The organism is Variovorax sp. Soil_C_33, from assembly GCF_057656935.1.
In genome coordinates this window covers 59,254-81,972 of the sequence record NZ_JBDGJK010000008.1, presented here as the reverse complement: position 1 = coordinate 81,972, position 22,719 = coordinate 59,254, and the positions used below count along the sequence as shown (strand labels likewise).

Annotated in this window: 20 protein-coding genes; 8 read left to right on the top strand and 12 right to left on the bottom strand. The window is 66.9% G+C overall.

Annotation, left to right across the window (positions count from 1 at the left end):
• Window positions 1-28: 28 nt before the first annotated feature.
• The 7 genes from AC3A6B_RS14205 to AC3A6B_RS14175 all read left to right on the top strand — a co-directional run bounded on the left by AC3A6B_RS14205 (window position 29) and on the right by AC3A6B_RS14175 (window position 6,303).
• The gene (locus AC3A6B_RS14205) at window positions 29-622 is read left to right on the top strand and encodes a hypothetical protein (RefSeq protein WP_487837334.1); all 594 of its coding nucleotides are present in this window, start codon (window positions 29-31) and stop codon (window positions 620-622) included.
• Window positions 619-1,152 (top strand): TlpA family protein disulfide reductase, encoded by a 534-nt coding sequence (locus AC3A6B_RS14200; RefSeq protein WP_487837333.1) that lies wholly within the window; start codon window positions 619-621, stop codon window positions 1,150-1,152. Before AC3A6B_RS14205 ends, AC3A6B_RS14200 begins: the two co-directional genes overlap by 4 nt.
• Window positions 1,153-1,277: 125 nt before the next feature.
• Window positions 1,278-1,748, top strand: a complete 471-nt coding sequence (gene accB, locus AC3A6B_RS14195; RefSeq protein ID WP_487837332.1) for an acetyl-CoA carboxylase biotin carboxyl carrier protein — start codon at window positions 1,278-1,280, stop codon at window positions 1,746-1,748.
• A gap of 2 nt (window positions 1,749-1,750) precedes the next feature.
• Window positions 1,751-3,100 (top strand): acetyl-CoA carboxylase biotin carboxylase subunit, encoded by a 1,350-nt coding sequence (gene accC, locus AC3A6B_RS14190; RefSeq protein ID WP_487837331.1) that lies wholly within the window; start codon window positions 1,751-1,753, stop codon window positions 3,098-3,100.
• 16 nt (window positions 3,101-3,116) lie between these two features.
• Window positions 3,117-4,001 (top strand): 50S ribosomal protein L11 methyltransferase, encoded by an 885-nt coding sequence (gene prmA, locus AC3A6B_RS14185; RefSeq protein ID WP_487837330.1) that lies wholly within the window; start codon window positions 3,117-3,119, stop codon window positions 3,999-4,001.
• A gap of 42 nt (window positions 4,002-4,043) precedes the next feature.
• Window positions 4,044-5,354, top strand: a complete 1,311-nt coding sequence (locus AC3A6B_RS14180; protein WP_487837329.1) for a zinc-ribbon and DUF3426 domain-containing protein — start codon at window positions 4,044-4,046, stop codon at window positions 5,352-5,354.
• Between the two features lie 46 nt (window positions 5,355-5,400).
• Complete coding sequence (locus tag AC3A6B_RS14175) at window positions 5,401-6,303, top strand: carbohydrate kinase family protein (RefSeq protein WP_487837328.1); 903 nt, start codon at window positions 5,401-5,403, stop codon at window positions 6,301-6,303.
• A 137-nt stretch (window positions 6,304-6,440) separates the two neighbouring features.
• On the opposite strand, the gene AC3A6B_RS14170 is transcribed toward AC3A6B_RS14175, so the two are convergent.
• The 8 genes from AC3A6B_RS14170 to AC3A6B_RS14135 all read right to left on the bottom strand — a co-directional run bounded on the left by AC3A6B_RS14170 (window position 6,441) and on the right by AC3A6B_RS14135 (window position 16,751).
• Window positions 6,441-6,920 (bottom strand): histone H1-like DNA-binding protein, encoded by a 480-nt coding sequence (locus tag AC3A6B_RS14170; RefSeq protein ID WP_093104058.1) that lies wholly within the window; start codon window positions 6,918-6,920, stop codon window positions 6,441-6,443.
• Window positions 6,921-7,112: 192 nt separating this feature from the next.
• On the bottom strand, window positions 7,113-8,336 hold the full coding sequence (locus AC3A6B_RS14165) for a ribonucleotide-diphosphate reductase subunit beta (protein ID WP_487837327.1): 1,224 nt from the start codon (window positions 8,334-8,336) through the stop codon (window positions 7,113-7,115).
• Window positions 8,337-8,486: 150 nt separating this feature from the next.
• Window positions 8,487-11,405, bottom strand: a complete 2,919-nt coding sequence (locus AC3A6B_RS14160) for a ribonucleoside-diphosphate reductase subunit alpha (RefSeq protein ID WP_487837326.1) — start codon at window positions 11,403-11,405, stop codon at window positions 8,487-8,489.
• Between the two features lie 349 nt (window positions 11,406-11,754).
• A complete protein-coding gene (ampD, locus tag AC3A6B_RS14155) occupies window positions 11,755-12,360 on the bottom strand; it encodes a 1,6-anhydro-N-acetylmuramyl-L-alanine amidase AmpD (protein WP_487837325.1) in 606 nt (201 codons plus the stop codon).
• The gene (locus AC3A6B_RS14150) at window positions 12,338-13,855 is read right to left on the bottom strand and encodes a sigma-54-dependent transcriptional regulator (RefSeq protein ID WP_487837324.1); all 1,518 of its coding nucleotides are present in this window, start codon (window positions 13,853-13,855) and stop codon (window positions 12,338-12,340) included. The genes ampD and AC3A6B_RS14150 overlap by 23 nt, the downstream gene beginning before the upstream one ends.
• Before the next feature lie 4 nt (window positions 13,856-13,859).
• Complete coding sequence (locus AC3A6B_RS14145) at window positions 13,860-15,554, bottom strand: two-component system sensor histidine kinase NtrB (protein WP_487837323.1); 1,695 nt, start codon at window positions 15,552-15,554, stop codon at window positions 13,860-13,862.
• A 151-nt stretch (window positions 15,555-15,705) separates the two neighbouring features.
• Window positions 15,706-15,945 (bottom strand): PP0621 family protein, encoded by a 240-nt coding sequence (locus AC3A6B_RS14140; protein ID WP_487837322.1) that lies wholly within the window; start codon window positions 15,943-15,945, stop codon window positions 15,706-15,708.
• Window positions 15,942-16,751, bottom strand: a complete 810-nt coding sequence (locus AC3A6B_RS14135) for a cytochrome C assembly family protein (protein WP_126837230.1) — start codon at window positions 16,749-16,751, stop codon at window positions 15,942-15,944. Before AC3A6B_RS14135 ends, AC3A6B_RS14140 begins: the two co-directional genes overlap by 4 nt.
• A 77-nt stretch (window positions 16,752-16,828) precedes the next feature.
• Between AC3A6B_RS14135 and ffh the strand changes: the two genes are divergently transcribed.
• Entirely contained in the window at window positions 16,829-18,214 is a 1,386-nt protein-coding gene (gene ffh, locus AC3A6B_RS14130) for a signal recognition particle protein (protein ID WP_214697715.1), read from the top strand.
• Window positions 18,215-18,276: 62 nt separating this feature from the next.
• On the opposite strand, the gene mdoH is transcribed toward ffh, so the two are convergent.
• From mdoH to AC3A6B_RS14110, 4 genes are all read right to left on the bottom strand, one after another.
• A complete protein-coding gene (mdoH, locus tag AC3A6B_RS14125; RefSeq protein WP_487837321.1) occupies window positions 18,277-20,280 on the bottom strand; it encodes a glucans biosynthesis glucosyltransferase MdoH in 2,004 nt (667 codons plus the stop codon).
• 7 nt (window positions 20,281-20,287) lie between these two features.
• The gene (locus tag AC3A6B_RS14120; protein WP_487837320.1) at window positions 20,288-20,491 is read right to left on the bottom strand and encodes a hypothetical protein; all 204 of its coding nucleotides are present in this window, start codon (window positions 20,489-20,491) and stop codon (window positions 20,288-20,290) included.
• A gap of 181 nt (window positions 20,492-20,672) precedes the next feature.
• Complete coding sequence (locus AC3A6B_RS14115) at window positions 20,673-22,079, bottom strand: sigma 54-interacting transcriptional regulator (RefSeq protein ID WP_487837319.1); 1,407 nt, start codon at window positions 22,077-22,079, stop codon at window positions 20,673-20,675.
• Window positions 22,076-22,696: a hypothetical protein gene (locus tag AC3A6B_RS14110; RefSeq protein ID WP_487837318.1), complete on the bottom strand. Its 621-nt coding sequence runs from the start codon at window positions 22,694-22,696 to the stop codon at window positions 22,076-22,078. Before AC3A6B_RS14110 ends, AC3A6B_RS14115 begins: the two co-directional genes overlap by 4 nt.
• Between the last annotated feature and the right edge of the window lie 23 nt (window positions 22,697-22,719).

The following is a 22,719-nucleotide window of genomic DNA, read 5'->3' as shown; positions in this document are numbered from 1 at the left end:
GGTGCCTTACTGCGGGCAAAATGGGCCGATGGACACGTCCAAGCAGGAAATTGCCGCCGCTGCGGCCCGCCTCGTCGTCGAGGAAGGGCTGGAGTACGGCCCCGCCAAGCGCCGCGCGCTGCGCGACCTGGGTCTGCCTGTGCGCACCCCGCTGCCGAACAACGACGAGATCGAGGCCGAGGTGCGGGATTACATCCAGCTCTATTGCGCGGATACCCAGCCCAAGGAACTGCACGCGCTGCGCCTGCTGGCGCTCGAATGGATGGAGCGGATGGCGCAGTTCCGGCCTCATATCGGCGGCGCCGTGTGGCACGGCACGGCGACGCGCCTGTCGGACATCTACATCCAGCTCTTCTGCGACGACCCGAAGTCCGCCGAGATCGCGCTCATCGACCACCATGTCGACTACGAGCCGCGCATGGTCACCGGTTTCCATGGCGAGCAGGTCGAAGCCCTCAGCGTCCACGTGGCGAGCCGCGCGTTGGGCGAAGAGATCGGCGTGCACCTGCTGGTGTACGACCTCGACGATCTGCGCGGCGCGCTCAAACCCGATGCGCAGGGCCGCGTCCCGCGCGGCAACCTGGCCGCGCTCAGGCGGCTGATAGAAAAGGACAACGGATGACTTCGAGCCCCACGCGTCGGGCCTGGCTTTATGGCGGCGTGGCCGCGGTGGCGGCCGCTGCCGGCCTGGGCGGCGCGCTCTGGCATCGCCGGGGCGGTGCGGCTGGCGGAGAGCAACTGGATGCCGCATTCTGGGGGCAGCGTTTCGATCGGCCGGAAGGCGGCGAATTGGTGTTCGAGAGCTTGCGCGGGAAGCCGCTGCTGCTCAACTTCTGGGCCACCTGGTGTCCGCCTTGCGTCGAAGAAATGCCCATGCTCGACGCCTTCTTTCGTGAAAACGGAGGCAACGGCTGGCAAGTTGTCGGTTTGGCGATCGACCAGCCCAGCGCGGTGCGCAAGTTCCTGGCCAAGACGCCCGTCAGTTATCCCATCGGCCTGGCCGGCTTGCAAGGCACGGAACTGGTCAAGAATCTGGGCAATACAGCGGGCGGACTGCCTTTCACCTTGGTTCTCGACGCCGGTGGCGCGGTCGCGGCGCGTAAAATGGGCAAGCTCGAGACGGGTGATCTCCAGGCATGGCGACGGGCCTAGTTCAAGGCTAGAATGCGCTCCCTCAATCGGGAGGTTGATGGCGGAACGCCGAAGTACATCGATTTTCACCGATCTTCAGGCGAGTTAAATCCCAAATAAGCCGGCAAAGCCGGCGCTGGAGTCCCATGGATCTGCGCAAGCTCAAGACACTGATCGATCTGGTGTCCGAATCGAATATTTCCGAATTGGAAATCACCGAGACCGAAGGCAAGGTCCGTATCGTCAAGGGCGGCGTCGCCGCGCCGGTTCAATACGTGCAAACCGTCGCCGCGCCGGCCGCCCCAGCCGTCGGTGCAGCGGCACCGGCGGGAGCGATCGCCGCGTCCGCCGCCCCGGCGCCGGCCCTCGAAGCCGCACCTGTCGGCCATGCCATCAAGTCGCCGATGGTCGGCACCTTCTACCGTTCCTCGAGCCCCGGCGCACCGGCATTCGTCGAGATTGGCAGCCAGGTCAAGGAAGGCGACACGGTCTGCATCATCGAGGCGATGAAGATTCTCAACGAGATCGAGGCCGACAAGGCCGGCACCATCACACAGATCCTCGGCGAAAACGGTCAGGCGGTCGAATACGGCCAGCCGCTGTTCATCATCGAGTGACCATGTTCAAGAAGATCCTGGTCGCCAACCGCGGCGAAATCGCGCTGCGCATCCAGCGCGCCTGCAGCGAGTTGGGTATCAAGGCCGTGATGGTCTATTCCGAGGCCGATCGCGATGCCAAATACGTGAAGCTGGCCGAGGAAGCGGTGTGCATTGGCCCCGCCCCTTCCTCGCAAAGCTATCTGAACATGCCGGCGATCATCTCGGCGGCCGAAGTGACGGACTCCGAGGCGATCCATCCGGGCTACGGCTTTCTGAGCGAAAACGCCAACTTCGCCGAGCGCGTGGAGCAGAGCGGTTTTCAGTTCATCGGCCCCACGCCCGAGTCGATCCGCATCATGGGCGACAAGGTGTCGGCCAAGCAGGCCATGATCAAGGCCGGCGTCCCCTGCGTGCCCGGGTCGGAGGGCGAGCTGTCGGACGACGCTGCCACCAACAAGCGCATCGCCCGGGCGATCGGCTATCCGGTCATCATCAAGGCCGCAGGCGGCGGCGGCGGGCGCGGCATGCGCGTGGTGCACACGGAGGCGGCGCTGGTCAATGCGATCCAGATGACCAAAGCGGAAGCCGGCGCGGCCTTCAACAATCCGTCGGTCTACATGGAGAAATTTCTCCAGAACCCGCGCCACATCGAGATCCAGATCCTCGCCGACAAGCACAAGAACGCGGTCTACCTGGGCGAGCGCGACTGCTCGATGCAGCGGCGCCACCAGAAGGTGATCGAGGAATCGCCCGCGCCGGGCATCCCGCGCAAGTTGATCGAGAAGATCGGAGAGCGTTGCGCGGCCGCCTGCAAGAAGATCGGCTACCGCGGCGCCGGAACCTTCGAATTTCTCTACGAAAACGGCGAGTTCTATTTCATCGAGATGAACACGCGCGTGCAGGTGGAGCACCCGGTCACCGAATTCACGACCGGCATAGACATCGTGAAGACGCAGATCATGGTCGCCGCCGGCGAAAGGCTGCCGTTCACGCAGCGCCAGATCGAGATGCGCGGCCACTCGATCGAGTGCCGCATCAATGCCGAAGACGCCTACAAGTTCACGCCTTCGCCGGGCCGCATCACGATGTGGCATCCGCCGGGCGGGCCGGGTGTGCGCGTGGATTCGCACGTCTACACCAACTACTTCGTGCCGCCGAACTACGACTCGATGGTCGGCAAGATCATCGTGCACGGCGATACCCGCGACCAGGCCCTGGCGCGCATGCGCACCGCGTTGAGCGAAACGGTGATCGAGGGTATCCAGACCAACATCCCGTTGCACCGTGAGTTGATGGTCGACGCCAAGTTCATGAGCGGCGGCACCAACATCCACTACCTCGAAGAGTGGCTCGCGGCCCACAAGCGCTGAGCGGGACCGCAGCGCCGTGTTCGAACTCCGCCTGCTCGCGCCGGAAGATCGCGTCGAAACCGTCAGCGACGCGCTCGAGGCGCTCGACGCGCTGAGCGTTTCGGTCGAGGACGCGGATGCCCAGACCGACGCCGAGCAGGCCCTGTTCGGCGAGCCGGGCATGCCGCCGCCCAAGGAAGGCTGGCAGCGCTCCCGCGTGATTGCATTGTTCGTCACCGAGGCGCAGGCACGGGAAGCCGCGGCGGTGTTGGCTGCGCAGGACTTCTTCGCGGATTGCCAGGTGCTCGGTCTGGCCGATGTGCCCGAGCAGGACTGGGTGCGGCTGACGCAGTCCCAGTTTGCGCCGGTCGAAATCACCCCAGAGTTCTGGATCGTGCCCACCTGGCACGAGCCGCCGGCGCAGGCGCGCCAGGTGATCCGCCTCGATCCGGGGCTGGCCTTCGGCACCGGCACGCACCCGACCACGCGCATGTGCCTGCGCTGGATCGCAACGCGCGGGGAGCTCGGTGGGAAGCGCGTGCTCGACTACGGTTGCGGCTCCGGCATCCTGGCGATCGGCGCGGCCAAGTTCGGCGCGACGGACATCGACGCCGTCGATATCGACGAAGCCGCGGTGGATTCGACGCGGCTCAACGCCGAGGCGAACAAGGTGCAGCTGAAGGCCGGGCTGTCTGACCTGGCGACCGGCCGCTACGACATCGTCCTCGCCAACATCCTCGCCACGCCGCTGAAGGTGCTGGCACCTTTGCTGTGCGAGCACGTCGCACAGGGCGGTTCGCTGGTGCTGGCCGGCATCCTCGAGCGCCAGGCCGAAGAGCTGAAGCTCGCATATGCGCCCTATGCGGCGCTGGAAGTGAGCGACAGCGAGGACGGCTGGATTCTGATGACCGCGGCCCTCTAGATCGTCCTCGACGCTGGAGGTCGACCCTACAATCGGCGCCTCATGAGCCTGGTCACTCGCTGCCCCGCCTGCGCCACCACTTTCAAGGTGGTCAAGGACCAGCTTCGCATCTCCGACGGGTGGGTGCGCTGCGGCCGGTGCAGCGAGGTGTTCGACGCGACCGTCGATCTGCATGAAGCGCCCGATGCGGCGCCCGGACCTGCGGCAGTCGCACCGACGTCGGCGACTGGTGAAGGCACCATCGAGCGGCCCGCCGCCGATCCGCCGACCGAAATCGAATCGGACGAATCAGACGAATCGGCGGAGCCGCCGGCAGACGAGGAGTCCGTGCGGAACCTCGAGGAAGCGGACTTTCTCGACGATGAACAAGAGACCGAACCACCGCTTGCCGAGCCGACCGTTGCTGCACCGCCGCCGCCTGCGCCCAAATCCTCGGCATTGTCCGATGCGCTGTCGCTCGCCGTCGGCGTCGTTGCCGATGAGCCCTGGCCTCAGCGTTCGCAGCCGATGCGCGCGGCCGAAGCGCAAGTGATTCCGCCATATCCGTCGCTCCCGCCATTCCCGAACATCGACCTGAGCTTGCCGGCCGCCCCGCCCATCGGCCGCGAGCCGCCGCCGCCCCGGCCGCCGTCCCCACCTCCTCCGGTGGCCGAAGACGATACCGGCAATGCGCAACTGCAGAAGGCGCTGCGCCGTGCCCGAGCGAAGTCCGCCAAGATCGCCAGGGCGAAGGCACGCGGAGAAGAGCGGGCGGCGCGCGAATCGGCGCCCGTGGTGCTGGCCGCCAGCGAGCCTGAGCCTGCTGTCGAGCCCGCTCGGCGCAGCGCTCGGTTTTCGGGCGGCGCCGCCGAGGGATCGGCATTCTGGCAGCGGCCGGCGGTGCGGCGCTCGCTGATCGCCGCGGCCGTGCTGGCTGTGCTTCTTCTGCTCGTGCAGGTGCTGCATCAGGAGCGCGACCTCATCGCCGCTCGCCAGCCTGCACTGCGTCCCGCGCTCGTTGCACTGTGCAGCCTGACGGGCTGCGAGGTCTCGGCACTGCGCCAGATCGGCGCCATCACGATCGATGGCGCCTCTTTCGCGCGCGAGAAAAGCGGCGATGCCTACCGCCTCAGCTTCACCTTGCGCAATGCCGCCACCGTGCCCCTCGCGATGCCCGCTGTCGAGCTGTCATTGCTCGACATGCAGGAGCGCGCCGTGATCCGGCGCGTGCTCATGCCGGCCGAGTTCGGCGCGCCGACCGTCCTGCCGGCCCGTGCCGAGCGCGGGGCGTCGTTGCCGCTGGCACTGACCGGTCCCGAAGCCGCGGCACTGCCGCCGATCGCGGGCTACCGGGTGCTGGCCTTCTATCCTTGAGCCGCGCGCTCTTTGTTTTTTCAATCAACCAACCAACGGTTCATCCATGGCAGCAGTGATTTGCGGTTCCCTCGCGTTCGACACCATCATGACTTTCGAGGGGCGGTTTGCCGATCAGATCCTTCCGGACCAGTTGCACATCCTCAACGTGTCCTTTCTCGTGCCCGGCCTCCGGCGCGACTTCGGCGGTTGCGCGGGCAACATCGCCTACAGCCTCAACGCGCTCGGCGGCACCGCACTGCCGATGGCGACCGTCGGCAGCGACGGCAGCGGCTACGTGGAGCGGCTGCGAACGCTGGGCATCAGCACCGAGTTCGTGCGGCAGGTGGACGACAGCTTCACCGCGCAGGCCATGATCATGAACGACCGCGACAACAACCAGATCACGGCCTTCCATCCGGGCGCGATGCAGCAGGCGCACATCACGCGCATCGCGGCGCGCGAGGACATCGGGCTCGGCATCATCGCGCCCGACGGCCGCGAGGCGATGCTGCAGCATGCCGAACAGTTCAAGGCGGCGGACATTCCTTTCGTATTCGATCCCGGCCAGGGCCTGCCGATGTTCGACGGCAAGGAACTCGCGCATTTCGTCGACCTGTCCAGCTGGGTGGTGGTCAACGACTACGAAGGAAAGATGCTCTCGCAGCGCACGGGCTGGAGCCTTGCCGAGATCTCGAGGCGTGTGCGCGGACTGGTGGTGACCCTGGCCGCCGAAGGCTGCGAAGTGTGGACCGAGGGCGAGCGCGAGCACGTGCCGGGCGTGAAGCCGACGGCCGTGGTCGAGCCGACCGGCTGCGGCGATGCGTGGCGCGGCGCGCTGCTGTTCGGGTTGGAGCAGGGCTGGCCGCTCGCGCGTTGCGCAGCGTTGGGCAATCGCATCGGCGCGCTCAAGATCGCGCAGCGCGGGCCGCAGAACTACCGGGTGGATCGGAAAGCGCTAGGGCTGTAGACAAGAAAAGCCAGCACCTGTCTCGGTGCCGGGCCACAACAAAAAAAAGCCCAGCACCTTTCGGTGCCGGGCCACAATAGAAAAAAGCCCAGCACCTTTCGGCGCCGGGCTTTGTGCCTTCAAGGCCGCTGAAGGACTCAGGGCTTGCTGGCCGTCGGAAACGGCCAGGCTGCCTGCGGGTTCAGCGTCGTTTGCGCTGCAGGAGCAGGCGCTACGGCAGCCTTGGCGGGCGCTTTCGCGGCCTTCTTGGCAGCAGGCTTTTTCGCTGCTTTCTTGGCAGCAGGCTTCTTGGCTGCAGCCTTTTTCGCAGGCGCCTTCTTGGCAGGAGCCTTTTTCGCGGCGGCCTTCTTCGCCGGCGCCTTCTTGGCTGCTGCCTTCTTCGCAGGAGCCTTCTTGGCCGCGGCCTTCTTCGCCGGCGCCTTCTTGGCCGCTACCTTCTTGGCAGGAGCCTTCTTGGCGGCGGCCTTCTTCGCCGGCGCCTTCTTGGCTGCTACCTTCTTGGCAGGAGCCTTCTTCGCTACGACCTTCTTGGCCGGTGCCTTCTTGGCGGCGACCTTCTTAGCCGGAGCCTTCTTTGCAGCGGCTTTCTTGGCCGGCGCTTTCTTTGCAGTTGCCATTTCTATTTTCTCCTTGATCAAGTTGAAAAAATCAACCTTTTGAAGCACTCCACGCATGTTGGTAGCGTGAAGCGATTCATGGCGTTGGAGCAAGCCCCAGCACCATGAACACCTGAGCTTTTCACCGCCGCACTCTTCGGTGCGTGTAGCCGGCGAAAGCAATTCTTGAATTCACTTTATTGTCGGAACGATTCAATCCCAGGAGAGCGCACCACCCGACTGATACTCGATCACGCGGGTTTCGAAGAAGTTGCGCTCCTTCTTCAGGTCAATCATTTCGCTCATCCAGGGGAACGGGTTTTCCTCGTTCGGGAAGAGCGTTTCCAGGCCGATCTGCTGCGCGCGCCGGTTGGCGATGTAGCGCAGGTAGCCCTTGAACATGGAGGCATTCATGCCGAGCACGCCGCGAGGCATGGTGTCTTCGGCGTATCGGTACTCGAGCTCGACGGCCTTCAGGAAGAGGGCCTTGATCTCGGCCTTGAACTCCGCGGTCCAGAGGTGCGGGTTCTCGAGTTTCAGCTGGTTGATCAGGTCGATGCCGAAGTTGCAGTGCATCGACTCGTCGCGCAGGATGTACTGGTACTGCTCGGCGGCGCCGGTCATCTTGTTCTGGCGGCCCAGCGCGAGGATCTGGGTGAAGCCGACATAGAAGAACAGCCCCTCCATCAGGCAGGCGAAGACGATCAGCGACTTGAGTAGGGTCTGGTCGTTGTCGTGCGTGCCGGTGTGAAAGTGCGGGTCGCTGATGGCTTCGATGAAGGGGATCAGGAACTGGTCCTTCTCGCGGATCGACGGCACCTCGTTGTAGGCGTTGAAGATTTCGCTCTCGTCCAGGCCGAGCGACTCGACGATGTACTGGTAGGCGTGCGTGTGGATCGCTTCCTCGAAGGCCTGGCGCAGCAGGAACTGGCGGCACTCGGGGGCCGTGATGTGGCGGTAGGTGCCCAGCACGATGTTGTTGGCGGCCAGCGAATCGGCGGTCACGAAGAAGCCGAGGTTGCGCTTGACGATGCGGCGCTCGTCTTCGGTCAGGCCGTTCGGGTCTTTCCAGAGCGCGATATCGCGCGTCATGTTCACTTCCTGCGGCATCCAGTGGTTGGCGCAGGTGGCGAGGTACTTCTCCCAGGCCCACTTGTACTTGAACGGAACCAGCTGGTTGACGTCGGTCTGGCCGTTGATGATGCGCTTGTCGGCCGCTTTCACGCGGCGCGCGGCCTGCGCTTGCGGCACAGCTGCAGCGGGCCGTAGCGCGGCGCCATCATCGAGTGTGCGGAAAGTCGGGGCGACGGGAGCAATTTGCGAAGTCGGAAACTCCGACGAGCGACCAACGGTCGCGTCGTTGCTTGATGAGTGCCGCAATCCTTGTTGCAGATCCTTTGGCAAGGAGGGCTTGACTTCTTCGTCCCAGGTCAACATAGAAAAATCCAATGCTCAAATTATGTGAGCAACGATGTGAGTTGCAAAGTGCTGCTTCACATCGCGCTCCAATTATGTTGCCGTTATGTTGTTCGCATGCATCGTCATCTGTCAGGCGATGCCGCGAATCACGGCAACTTCACGCTGACATCACTGGCACGCTTCGCAGGTCGGATCGTCGACGCCGCAGAACGCGATGTCGGTTGCGGGCATCGCACTCAACTGCGCCTGCGCTGCGAGCGCGGCCGCTTCGAGCGCGCTCATGCCCGACGACGACGTGTCGTTCGAGCCCGAGGACACCGCGTTGAGCCGGCCCGATTGCACGGTCGATTTCTCGGCGTGCGTCGCGCTTTGCGTGCGCAGGTAGTAGGTGGTCTTCAGGCCGCGCAGCCAGGCGAGCTTGTAGGTGTCGTCGAGCTTCTTGCCCGATGCGCCAGCCATGTAGATGTTGAGCGACTGCGCCTGGTCGATCCACTTCTGGCGACGCGCAGCGGCCTCGACCAGCCAGGTGGTCTCGACTTCGAACGCGGTGGCGTAGAGCGCCTTCACGTCCTGCGGCACGCGGTCGATCGGGCGCAGCGAACCGTCGAAGTGCTTGAGGTCCATCACCATCACGTCGTCCCACAGGCCCAGGCGCTTGAGGTCGCGCACCAGGTAGTGGTTGATGACGGTGAACTCGCCGGAGAGATTCGACTTGACCGAGAGGTTGCCGAAGCACGGCTCGATCGAGGCGTCGACGCCGATGATGTTGGAGATGGTCGCGGTCGGCGCGATGGCGACGCAGTTCGAATTGCGCATGCCGTCGGCCTTGATCTTTTGGCGCAGCGCGTTCCAGTCGAGCGTGGACGAGCGGTCGACGTCGACGTAGCCGCCGCGCGCCTTCTCCAGCAGGTCGAGCGTGTCCAGCGGCAGGATGCCCTTGTCCCACAGCGAACCCTTGTAGCTCGAGTACTTGCCGCGCTCGCGCGCCAGCTCGGTCGAGGCCCAGTAGGCGTGGTAGCAGATCGCTTCCATGGATTCGTCGGCGAACTGCACGGCTTCTTGCGAGGCGTAGGGAATGCGCAGCTCGTACAGCGCGTCCTGGAAGCCCATCACGCCGAGGCCGACCGGGCGGTGGCGCAGGTTCGAGTCGCGCGCCTTCTTGACCGCGTAGTAGTTGATGTCGATCACGTTGTCCAGCATGCGCATCGCGGTCGCGATCGTGCGCTGGAGCTTCTCCTGGTCGACCTTGCCGTCCTTCAGGTGCTGCAGCAGGTTGACCGAGCCGAGGTTGCAGACCGCGGTTTCGGTGTCGCTGGTGTTGAGCGTGATCTCGGTGCACAGGTTCGAGGAATGGACCACGCCGGCGTGCTGCTGGGGCGAGCGCACGTTGCAGGCGTCCTTGAAGGTGATCCACGGATGCCCGGTCTCGAACAGCATCGTGAGCATCTTGCGCCAGAGGTCGGTGGCCTGGACCGTGCGGGTGGGCTTGATCTCGCCGCGCGCGGCCTTCTCTTCGTAGGCGACGTAGGCGGTTTCGAAGTCGGTGCCGAACTTGTCGTGCAGGTCGGGCACGTTGGAGGGCGAGAACAGCGTCCAGCTGCCCTTTTCCATCACGCGGCGCATGAACAGGTCGGGAATCCAGTTCGCCGTGTTCATGTCGTGCGTGCGGCGGCGGTCGTCGCCGGTGTTCTTGCGCAGCTCGAGGAATTCCTCGATGTCGAGGTGCCAGCTTTCCAGGTAGGTGCAGACCGCGCCCTTGCGCTTGCCGCCCTGGTTGACCGCCACCGCGGTGTCGTTCACCACCTTGAGGAAGGGCACCACGCCCTGCGACTCGCCGTTGGTGCCCTTGATGTGGCTGCCGAGCGCGCGCACGCGCGTCCAGTCGTTGCCCAGGCCGCCGGCGAACTTGGAGAGCAGGGCGTTTTCCTTGATCGACTCGTAGATACCGTCGAGGTCGTCGGGCACCGTGGTCAGGTAGCAGCTCGAGAGCTGCGAGCGCAGCGTGCCGCTGTTGAACAGCGTCGGCGTGCTCGACATGAAGTCGAAGGACGACAGCACTTCGTAGAACTCGATCGCGCGGGCTTCGCGATCGATTTCGTTGAGGGCCAGACCCATCGCCACGCGCATGAAGAAAGCCTGCGGCAGCTCGATGCGCGTCTTGCGCACGTGCAGGAAGTAGCGGTCGTACAGGGTCTGCAGGCCCAGGTAGTCGAACTGCAGGTCGCGCTGGGGCTTGAGCGCGGCGCCCAGGCGGTTCAGGTCGTACTGCAGCAGTTTTTCGTCGAGCAGTTCGTTGTCGACGCCCTTCTTCACGAACTGCGGGAAGTAGTCGGCGTAGGCCTGCGCACGTTCGGCCGGCATCACCTCGCGGCCGATGATCTCCTTGAAGATCGTGTGCAGCAGCAGGCGCGCGGTGGCGAAGGTGTAGTCCGGGTCTTTCTCGATCAGCGTGCGGGCCGCCAGGATCGAAGCCTTGTAGACCTCGTCGAGCGGCACGCCGTCGTACAGGTTGCGCATCGTTTCGGCCACGATCGGGCCGGCCGTGATGCTCTCGCCCAGCCCTTCGCAGGCCGATTCGATCAGGCCCTTGAGTTCATTGAGGTCGAGCGCGACGCGTTCGCCGCGGTCCAGCACGTGCAGCGTCGAAACGGCGATCTGCGCGTCCTGCTCGCCCGACTTCGAGCGTTCCTGCGCGCGGCGCTCGCGATACAGCACGTAGGCGCGCGCGATCTCGTGGTGGCCGCCGCGCATCAGGCCGAGTTCGACCTGGTCCTGCACGTCCTCGATGTGGAAGGTGCCGCCGCCGGGACGCGAGCGCACCATCGCGCGCACCACGCCCTGGGTCAGGTTGTCGACCGTTTCGCGCACGCTGGCGGAAGCCGCGCCCTGGGTGCCGTGCACCGCGAGAAAGGCTTTCATCATCGCGATCGCGATCTTGTTCGGCTCGAAGGGCACGACTGCGCCGTTGCGGCGAATGATCTGGTAGTTGGCGAGCGCGTTGCCGGCGGGGGCGCCTGCAACATCATTTTTTTGCGGCGTCGAGGGTACGGCGCGAGGGGTGGCGGGGGTGTTTAGAGCTGTTTGCATTCGATCCTCGGTTGGCAATTCTTGTTGGGGCGGCGGTGCCGCATGCGGCCGGTTGCTCGGCATGAAGCACGGGGCAGGGCACACTATATCTAGGGTCTCGTGGGTCTACAACCCACTAGATATAGTGTTTTACCAGTGATTCGAGGAACAAGTTCACACCGACGCTCCGCTGGACGAGGAGCTATGCCGCGCCGTTGCTGACCCACCTTAGCGCCTCCCGCTGGCCATGGGCTCTGCAAGCGCTTTTGGGCCTGAAAGGCGCATGGTTGCTGCACCGCCGGGGTTGCACGATCGGCGTTGTTGCGCTGCATCCGCCGCGCATCGCGGGATGCAGCGCGATTGAAAAATTTCAGCGCACTGCGACGCCGTCGGGGAACATCGCGCTGTCCCAGCCCAATTGCTCCTGCAGCAGGCGCCAGTCGAAGCCGCTGCCCGGGTCCGCCTTACGGCCCGGTGCGATGTGTTCATGCCCCGCGATGAACGCGATCGCATGGCGCTGCGCGAGCGCCGGGCAAAGGCTCGCGAGGGTCTCGTATTGGGCGGGCTCGAAAGCTTCACCCTCCAGGCCTTCGAGCTCGATGCCGATCGAGTCGTCGTTGCAGTTGGCGCGGCCGCGCCACGATGAGGGGCCGGCATGCCATGCGCGGTCGTCGCAGCTCACGAACTGCCACAATTCGCCGCTGCGGCGCACGTAGAAGTGGGCCGAGACCTCGATGCCGCGGATGGTTGCGAAGTAGGGATGCGCATCCCAGTCCAGCTGGTTCGTGAAAAGCTGCTGGACCTCGTCGCCGCCATAGCTGCCCGGCGGCAGGCTGATCGAATGCAGCACGATCAGATCGATCTGCGCGCCCTCGGGACGCGGCCCGAAATTCGGCGACCGCAGTTGCCGGGCAAAGCGGTACCAGCCGGCCTGCCAGAGGCTGGCGTTCCCTTCAGTCGTCGGCGCCGTTGCCATTCGCCTCGTCGCCGCTGGGCGTCGTGATGCCCAGGCGCGCGATCCGGTAGCGGATCTGCCTGAGGCTCAGGCCGAGCCGCGCCGCGGCCGCGGTCCGGTTGAAGCCACTTTCCTGCAGGGCACGCACGAGGATCTCGCGCTCCTGCTGGTCGAGGTAGCTTTGCAGGTCGCTCGGTACCGCGGGTACCGGCTTCGCGTCGGGAGCTGTTGCGGCCGTGCCGGCTGCCTGTGGTTCCGGCACTGCGGACGCCGGAGCCACAGGCAGCGCCATGCTGCTGCTGCTCACGAAATCGAGATGCAGCACATCGCCATCGCTCAACGCCACGGCGCGATGCAGGAGGTTTTCGAGCTCGCGCACGTTGCCGTGCAGCGGATGCTCCGCGAGGCTCTGCAGCACCTCGGGCGAAAGGACGGGCACCGGCATGCCGGCGTCGCGCGCGATGCGCGCGAGCAGGGCCTCGCAGAGCGCAGGCAGGTCCTCGCGGCGTTCGCGCAAGGCCGGCACCGCGATCTCGATCACGTTGAGGCGATAGAACAGATCCTGGCGGAAGCGGCCGGCCTGCACCTCGGCGTGCAGGTCCTTGTGGGTCGCGCTCACGATGCGCACGTCGACCGCGTCTTCTTGCGTCGAACCGATGGGACGCACGCTGCGCTCCTGGATTGCGCGCAGCAACTTGGATTGCATCGGAAGCGGCAGGTCGCCGATCTCGTCGAGGAACAGCGTGCCGCCGCGCGCGGCCTGGAAGTAGCCGTCGCGGTCCTGCGAGGAGCCGGTGTAGGAGCCTTTTCTCGCACCGAAGAACTCGGCCTCGAGCAGGTTCTCGGGGATTGCGCCGCAGTTGACGGCGACGAAAGGGCCCTCGCTGCGCTGGCTGCAGGCATGCACCGCGCGTGCCACCAGTTCCTTGCCGGTGCCGGACTCGCCGCGCACCAGCACCGGCGCCATGCCGCGCGCCACCTTGGCGATGCGCGACTTGACAACGCGCATCGGCTCGGAGGCACCGACCAGCCGCTCGAGCGCGGCCAGGCCGATATTGCTGGTGGTGGCCGCGATCTTGCTGCTGCTGTCGTCGGCCTGGCGCACGGGCCGCGCGGGTGCGGCCTGGGCCTGCACGGCAGAGGCTACGACGGCGCGGAACTGCTTGAGGTCCACCGGCTTGGTGAGGTAGTCGAAGGCACCGGCCTTGAGGGCCTCGACCGCGTTCTCGGCCGAGCCATAGGCCGTCATCACGACGCAACGCTCGCTGCGCTGGTCCTGCTGGATGCGCTGCAGGATCTCCATGCCGAGCCCGTCGGGCAGGCGCATGTCGGTGATCACGGCATCGAAGCGGCCGGCGTCCAGGTGCTCGCGGGCTTCCGACACGCTGCCGGCCGCCTCGACCCGATAGCCCTCGCGCAGGAGCGTGAGCTCGTAGAGCGTGCGCAGGTCGGGCTCGTCGTCGACAACCAGGATCTGGGCTGGGGGCCGGGGTGCTGGGGAGGTGGGGGTGCTCACGGCGCTATTGTGTCAGCCGGGTCTCGCCCGCAGCGAACGAGACGAAGAATTCGTTGCCCTCCGGACCCGCTTCGGAAAGGGCGCGGCGCTCGTAGCCGATCGTCGCGCCGTGCCGCTCGCACAGCTCCCGGCAGAGAAACAGGCCGAGGCCGCTGGAGCGGCTTTCGGAAGAGAAGAAGGGCTCGAACAGGTGGCGCTGCACCGCAGGTTCGAGCGGCGCGCCATCGCTCCATACCTGCAGGCTGGCGCGGCCGGCGGCGTTCCGGCGCGTCGTCACCTGGATCGAGCCTTCGCGATTGCCTGCATAGCGCGCGGCGTTGTCCAGCAGGTTCACGAGGATGCGCCGCAGGTGTTCGATGTCGAAGCGCACCACGCTGCCGGCCGCATCGAGCACCAACAGCACGCCCTGGCGCTGCGAGTGCCGCACCCATTCCTCGGCGAGCGTACGCACGGTCGAATCGAGCGCCAGTTGCTCGCCCAGCGGCAACACCCGCTGTTGGCGGGCCCGCGCGACATCGAGAACCTCGTCGACGATGCGCGAGAGGCGCTGCGCGTTCTGCTGCACCATCGTCGTCAGCTGGCGGTGCGCCGGGTCGACCAGGTCCTCGCCGAGCAGCGCGCTGGCCTGCGTGATGGCGGCCAGCGGATTGCGGATCTCGTGCGCGACGGCCGCGGACATGCGGCCCATCGCCGCCAGCTTCTCGGTGCGGATGCGCGCCTGGAGCTCGCGCAGGTCCTGCAGGAACATCACGCACAGGCTTTCGGTATGGCGGTCGGTGGCCGGTGTGAGCCGCGTGCGCACCCGCACTTCGCGCGGCGCGCCCTGCGCCTGCGCGACCGGGATTTCCTTCGATTGCGGCGTGCGCCGCGCGAAGGTCTGGCGCGCGATCGCGGCCAGCGCGGCCCAGGCCGGATAGGCGCTCAGCGCGAAGGGCAGCGCAAGTCCGGCCAGCCCCTGCCCGAGAATCGCGTCGGCCGCAGGGTTGGCGGCATGCACCTGTCCCCGCTCGTCGATCACGAGCACGCCTTCACTGAGGGTCTCGATCACGAGGTCGTTCACCAACGCGTGCATCTGGGCGCTGCTTCGATTGCGCTGCGCCAGCGCTTCTTCGCGCGTGAGCCGCCGCGCCAGCTCGTGCGCCAGCAGGGCCACCACGAACAGGCCGGTGCCGGTCAGCGCCGCCTGCACGAAACGCGGCGATGCGTCGCCCGGCTGCTGCAGCCAGTACCACCCCGCATGCACCAGCAGCAGCAGCGTGACGGCCGCGGTGGTGCCCAGGCCCACCATGCCCGAGCCCAGCACCGCACCCATCAGCACCGGCAAGGCAAAGAGCGGTGTGTAGTTGATGCTGCCTATCTGCAGCAATTGCAGTGTGGTGAAGGTAATCAGGTCGACGCCGATGGTCGAAAGCCAGGCGGCGCCGAAGCCGCGCACCGGCAACTGGAAGAGCGCATAGCGTGCCGCCAGCAAGGCCGCTGTCAGGTAGCCGACGGACAGCGCGATCGCCGCCGGCTCCAGCGGCTGCCCGAGTGCGAAGGTCACCGCCTGCAACAGCAGCAACACGACGGCGACGAAGCAGCGCGCGGTCATGAAGCCGCGCCAAAGGCGCAGCAGCGCCGAGCTTTCGCGGCCGAACTGATCGAGCAGGCTCCAGTCCGTCGCCGGCTCGCCGCCGCGCGACCAGAGGAAGGTGCTCATCAGCCCACCCCCAGGCTTGCTCGCTTCGCGTAGCTGCACACCCCCTTCGAGGGGGCGCTCCCAGCGGCCCGGCGAAGCCGGTTCCGCGGGAGCTCACGAACGGCAGCGCGCTGCGCGCGGCCACGCGAAGTGGAGAGCACAGCGAAATCGCTCATCCCGACCCGGCTTGTCGGTGCGCCGCGCTGCAGTAGACGGCGCCGTCGGGTCCGCTGATGGCATCCGCTGCCGGCAGGTGCAGCCCGCAATGGGCGCAGCGCACCATGGCCTGCGGGGCCCCGACGGCCGGCGTGGCGCGCGGCGGCGGCGGGCGCGAGCGCATCTCGTCGCGCCGATTCTTGCGCCAGAGCCAGATCGCCACGAAGACCACGGCAAGGACGAGCAGGTATTTCATGGTGTCGTGCGCGCCAGTACCACTTCGAGCACGAAGCGCGAGCCGACGTAGGCCAGCAGCAGCAGGGCGGAGCCCGCGTAGAGCACACGCCGGGCCGTGCGGCCGCGCCAGCCGAAGCGCGCGCGCCCGATCAGGAGCACCGCGAAACTGAGCCAGGCCAGCACCGAGAACACGGTCTTGTGGTCCCATTTCCAGGCGCGCGCGCTGGCGCCGTACAGCGTCTCGCTGAACAGCAGGCCGGCAAGCAGCGTGGCCGACAGCAGCACGAAGCCGGCGGTGACGAAGCGGAAGGTGAGACGCTCCATGGTCAAGAGCGGCACGCCGCCCTGCGGCTCGGCCGCGAGCCGGATCTGCTTCTCGGCGCGGGTCATGAGCCAGGCATGCACCACCGCCGCGGCGAACAGGCCGTACGAGGCGATGCCGAGCGCCAGGTGCAGCGGCAACCAGGGCGAGGCCGACACATGCAGCGGCGTGCCGGGGAACAGCACGGCCAGCAGCACCGCGGCCGCGCCCAGCGCCGCGAGCACGCGCCGCACCTTGAGTTGCGGGTACATGCGGCTTTCGATCGCGTAGACCGTCAGCACCAGCCAGGCCGTGACCGACAGCGCCGGCGCGAAGCCGAAGCGCGGATCGCCGCCGACCAGCCCGACGCCCAGTGCGCAGGCGTGCAGCAGCCAGGCCAATCCGAGCAGCCATTGCATGGAGGGACGGCCCAGCCAGGAAGAGGCAGCGGCGGTCGTGCCATAGGCGGCGGCAGTGGCGATGCCCAGCGCCACGCCGAGTGGGGAGGGGATCGCTAAAATCATCGGCTGGAGTTTAGCGTCTCGCCCTTGCCTGACGCCCTTCGCTCCCCACCTACCAATCCCGCCGAGCGGGAAGCACCATGGCCACCGCCCTCACCGAAAAATTCTCCCGCCTCGTCAAGCAGGTCAGCGGCCAGGCCCGCATCACCGAAAGCAATGTGCAGGACATGCTGCGCGAAGTGCGCATGGCCTTGCTCGAAGCCGACGTCGCCTTGCCGGTGGTGCGCGATTTCGTCGCGCGCGTGAAGGACAAGGCGCTCGGCCAGGAAGTGCTCGGCTCGCTGAAACCCGGCCAGGCGCTGATCGGTATCGTCAACCGCGAGCTGGCGGCGACCATGGGCGAAGGCGTGGCCGACATCAACCTGGTGGCCCAGCCGCCGGCCGTGATCCTGATGGCCGGCCTGCAGGGCGCCGGCAAGACCACGACGACTGCCAAGCTGGCCAAGCACCTGATCGAGAAGCGCAAGAAGAAGGTGCTGACCGTGTCGGGCGACGTCTACCGTCCTGCCGCCATCGAGCAGCTCAAGACGGTCACGAAGCAGGCCGGGGCCGAATGGTTCCCGAGCACGCCCGATCAGAAGCCGCTCGACATCGCGCGCGCCGCGCTCGACCATGCCAAGCGCCACTTCTTCGACGTACTGCTGGTCGACACGGCCGGCCGTCTTGCGATCGACGAGGTGCTGATGACCGAGATCCAGCAGCTGCACACGGCGCTGAACCCGGTCGAAACCCTGTTCGTGGTCGATGCGATGCAGGGCCAGGACGCGATCAATACCGCCAAGGCCTTCAAGGAAGCGCTGCCGCTGACCGGCATCATCCTGACCAAGACCGATGGCGACTCGCGTGGCGGTGCGGCGCTGTCGGTGCGCCAGGTGACGGGCGTGCCGATCAAGTTCGCCGGCGTGAGCGAAAAGATCGACGGGCTGGAGGTGTTCGACGCCGAGCGCCATGCGGGACGCATTCTCGGCATGGGCGACATCGTCGCGCTGGTCGAACAGGTCACGGCCGGCGTCGACGTCGCTGCCGCGCAGAAGCTGGCGGCCAAGGTCAAGAGCGGCGCCGGCTTCGACCTCAACGACTTCCTCGGCCAGCTGCAGCAGATGAAGCAGATGGGAGGCCTCTCCAGCATCATGGACAAGCTGCCCGCGCAGATGGCCGCCAAGGCCACAGAGGCCGACATGACCCGCGCTGAGCGCGACATCCGCCGCAAGGAAGGCATCATCAACAGCATGACGCCGCTGGAGCGCCGCAAGCCCGAGCTGCTCAAGGCCACGCGCAAGCGCCGCATCGCGGCCGGCGCCGGCGTGCAGGTTCAGGAGGTGAACCGGCTGCTCAACGAGTTCGAGCAGATGCAGGGGATGATGAAGAAGATGAAGGGCGGCGGCCTCATGAAGATGATGAAGCGCATGGGCGGCATGAAGGGCATGCCCGGGATGGGCGGGGGCGGCGGCATGCCGCGCTTCTGACGACCCCAAAGAAAAAGCCCGCTGTTCGCGGGCTTTTTTTCATGGGCGAGCGCGGGGGTGTGTCAAAGCCTCGCGAGACGCACCGCGTGCATCCATGCGCGGCGAAGCACGGCCGGCGAGCGCGACTCTTCGGGAATCACCAGGAAGCCGCGGTCGCGCAGCGAATTGCCCAGCGCGATCTGGCTGGTCAGCACGGTGAGCGGAATCGCCAGCAGCAGCGGCAGGCCGACCGGCATCAGCCAGGCCAGCGCGCCGGCATCGATCAGCGCGATGCCGACCGCCAGCGCTGCGATCACCAGCGTCATCGGCGCCAACTGGGTCGCAGCGATGCGCCACGGCACGGCAGCCGCTTCGCGCGGAGGCGACTTCCAGTCCAGCTTGAGGCCGGTGAGCGCCACGATCACGAACAGCGAGTGGGCCAGCATGCGGACCGGCGCCTGCACGATGGCCAGCGCGCTTTCAAGCGCGGCGCTCTTGAGCAGGCCGCCGACGCCGCCGTACTGGCGCTGCTCGCCGCGCATCAGCACGGCCGCGATGCCCAGGATGCGCGGGAGGAACAACAGGCAGAGCGTCCACAGCCAGAGGCCGGCCAGCTCCATCGGCATCACCAGCCAGTGCGCGACCACGCTCGAACCGGTGAGCCACAGGGCCGTGCCCAGCGTCAGGAAGGCGAGCCACAGCGGCGCCGAGACGTAGGCCATGGTGCCGGTGACGAACATCGCGCGGTGCACGGAATGCAGGCCCGGTTCGGCCATCAGGCGCGCGTTCTGCAGGTTGCCCTGGCACCAGCGGCGGTCGCGCTGCAGTTCGGCCAGCAGGTCCGGCGGCTGCTGCTCATAGCTGCCCACCAGATCGGCCACCAGCCACACGTGGTAGCCGGCGCGGCGCATCAGCGCGGCTTCGACGAAGTCGTGCGACATGATGCCGCCCGACATGCCGCCGGTGCCCTTGATCGGCGCCAGCGCGCAGTGTTCCATGAAGGGCTCGACGCGGATGATTGCGTTGTGGCCCCAGTAGTGCGATTCGCCGAGCTGCCAGAACTGCATGCCGAGCGTGAACAGGCGGCCCGTCATGCGCGATGCGAACTGCTGGGCGCGGGCATGCAGCGTGACGTGGCCGATGGCCTGCGTCGCGGTCTGGATGATGCCGGCCGTGGGGTTGGCTTCCATCAGCTTGACCATCGCTGTCAGGCAGTCGCCGCTCATCACGCTGTCGGCATCGAGCACCACCATGTAGCGGTAGTCCTTGCCCCAGCGGCGGCAGAAATCGGCCACGTTGCCGGCCTTGCGATGGGTGCGGCGCTTGCGCAGGCGGTAGTAGACCTCGACCTGCGGTTGGTTCGGGCTGTCGGCCAGGGCGGCGCGCAGCTCTTCCCAGGCAGCGCGCTCGGCGGCGGCGGTTTCGGGCGTGTAGCTGTCGGACAGCACGAACACGTCGAACTGCTTGGCGTGGCCGGTCGCGGCCACCGATTCGCAGGTCGCACGCAGGCCGGCGAACACCGTGGCCACGTCCTCGTTGCAGATCGGCATGATGATCGCCGTGCGCGCTTCCGGATTCATCGGGTGGTCGGCCACCTGCCTGGCCGACAGCGCATGCTTGTCGCCGCGTACCGAGACATAGAAGCCCATCAGCGCGGTCACGAAGCCGGTCACGACCCAGCCCGAGAGCAGGCCGTAGAGGGCGATCTGGCTGTATTCGAGCCAGAGGTTGTCGTAGTCGGGCTGCACGCGGGCGAACAGCGTCGAGGCGATCAGCGTGCTGAACACGGTGAGCGCCATGAACGCCAGGCGCCGCTGCGTGGCGGCACGCTGCCAGGGCTGCTTGGCCGCCGGGGCCGAGGCTGCATTGCGGGCCGCCTGGGCGGCGCCGCTGCCGGCGCCGAGCTTGACCAGGAGGGCCGTGCCGATGCTGTTCCAGAAGCCGCGCCAGGGGCGGGGCGCCATGGAACCGCGGTTGATCGGGGGCGCCGTCACCGAATTGGGATGGCGTTCTTCGCGGATCGGGCTGCGGTGCGAAAAATCCGCGGCCGTCAGCACCTTCAGTTGGGAGAAGTCGTTGGGCTTCATGTGCGACTCACCACCGTTGCTTCTGGACGGATGGCGTGTCGCCGATTGCCGGAAAGCGCTTGAAGACGCAATCCGGTGCGGCGCCGCCGGCATTTGCCAGCGCGGCCGCCGAATGACCCGCGGCACGGGGTCGCGAGAGGGAAAACTGCTTTTGACGCAGGCCGTCGCGCTGCGGGCGCAGTGCGAAAGATGGGCTGTTGAGTGCTGTCATGCCTCTACAGGGGCAAACCCTGTGCCAGCATGGAAAAACGCTTTCAGATCAAGCGCTTAGAGCGCTTCGGTGGTCTTTCGACTGACCGTGAACCCCGCCAGGGCTCCAAAACCCCCGAATTTGTCGCCGAATCCCGACAAGCCCTTGAGTCACCCTGGGGATGTTCAATCGAATCAATGACTTAGCTGCGTCGCTCGTCGGCGACAGGATCGTTGCCGGGCGACGCCGTGTCGGCCTTGAAGTGGCCGGGCGTGAGTTCGTGCTTCTGCAGCAGCCGGTAGAACTCGGTCCGGTTGCGGTCCGCCAGGCGCGCCGCGTCGGCCACGTTGCCATCGGTCAGCTTGAGCAGGCCGACCAGGTAATCGCGCTCGAAGCGCTGCTTGGCTTCGGCGTAGGTTTGGACCTCGACGCTCGGCACGCGCAGTGCGCGCTGTACGAGCGCCAGCGGGATCAGCGGCGAGCTCGACAGCGCGCAGACCTGCTCGACCACGTTGAACAGCTGCCGCACATTGCCCGGCCACGAGGCGGTGGTCAGCGCCTTCAGCGCTTCGGGCGCGAAGCCGGAGAGGCGCTTGCCGTACTTGGTCGAGAGCCGCTGGAGGAAATGGTTGGCCAGAAGCGGAATGTCTTCGCGCCGCGCCGCGAGCGTCGGCAGGTTCAGCGTGACCACGTTGAGCCGGTAATAGAGATCTTCCCGGAACTGCCCGGCTTCCATGGCCGCATCGAGATCGCGGTGGGTGGCGGAGATGATCCGCACGTCGACCGTGATCGACTGGGTCGCGCCCACCGGCCGCACAGCGCGCTCCTGCAGCACCCGCAGCAGCTTGACCTGCAGCGCCGGCGGCATGTCGCCGATCTCGTCGAGCAGCAGCGTGCCGCCGTCAGCCTGCTGGAACAGGCCCTTGTGGTTGGCGACCGCATCGGTGAAGGCGCCCTTCATGTGGCCGAAGAGCTCCGACTCCAGCAGCGCCTCGGGGATGGCGCCGCAATTGACCGCCACGAAGGGCTTGTCGGCGCGGGCACTGGCGCGGTGGATGGCACGCGCCAGCAGCTCCTTGCCGGCGCCGCTGTCGCCGCGCAGCAGCACGCTGGCGTCCGACTTGGCCACCATGCGCGCCTCGGCCAGGAGCTCGGACATGCGGTTGCTCCGGCTCACGATCTCCGAGCGCCAGCTCTCGTCTCCGCCCTTGCCGCTGCCGGTCACCGGCGCGCCCAGCGCCAGCGCCTGGGCGATCTTGTCGAGCAGCTCGCGCGCGTCGTAGGGCTTGGTCAGGTAGGTGAAGACGCCGCGCGCCGTGGCTTCAACCGCGTCGGGAATGGTGCCGTGCGCGGTCAGCAGGATCACCGGCAGCGTCGGATGGCGCTTGCGGATCTCGTCGAACAGCGCCAGGCCGTCGCGGCCCGGCAGCCGCACGTCGCTCAGGACCAGCTGCGGATGCTCGATCTCGAGCTGCGTCAGCGCCGATTCGGCCGAGGTCACGGCGGTGACCTGGTAGCCGGCTCCGGTGAGCCGCATCGACAGCAGGCGCAGCATGTCCGCATCGTCGTCGACGACGAGGAGGCGGGCGCCGCTGCTGCTGTTGCTCATGGCGCCGGCTTGTTGGGCGGGCTCGGCACCGGGGCCGCCGGTGGCGGGCTGTTGGGCCGCGAAAAGCTGCGTTCGATTGCGCGCAGCGCCTCGATGCGGTCGTTCAACTGGTCGATGCGTCGCTGGCTGTCGCGCAGCTGCTGGGCTTGCCGTTCGCGGTCGTCCTCGACGCGGCGCTGCTCCTGGTAGCGGGCAGCGAGCGCGCGGGCCAGCGGCTGCAAGGGCTGGGCATCGGGCGAGGGGTTGGCGGCCACGCGCTGCATCAGGCCGATGGCGCGTACGAGGTCGGCCGGAACGCGGGTCTGCGCAAGGACCAGCGCAATCTGCATCTGCGTCAGGGGCGCCTCGCCGGGGTCGCCGAGGCGCGCGAGTTCTGCCGCGAGTTCGTTGCCGCCGAGAGGCCGCACCCGGTCGGCGTAGGCGAGTATGGCGGCCACCGGGCCCTGCGTGAGCTGGGTGAACACCAGGGCCGGCTGCGTGGCCGGAGCCATCGGCTCGGCTTCGACGGGCGTGACGGGCGGCGGCGGCGGCGGAGCCGGCACCACGGCGACGGCTTGGGCCGGCGGCTTGCGAGGCGCGCTGCACGCGGCAAGCAGCATCGGCACGACGATCGTCATGACGAAAGCGGATCTGCGGGCGA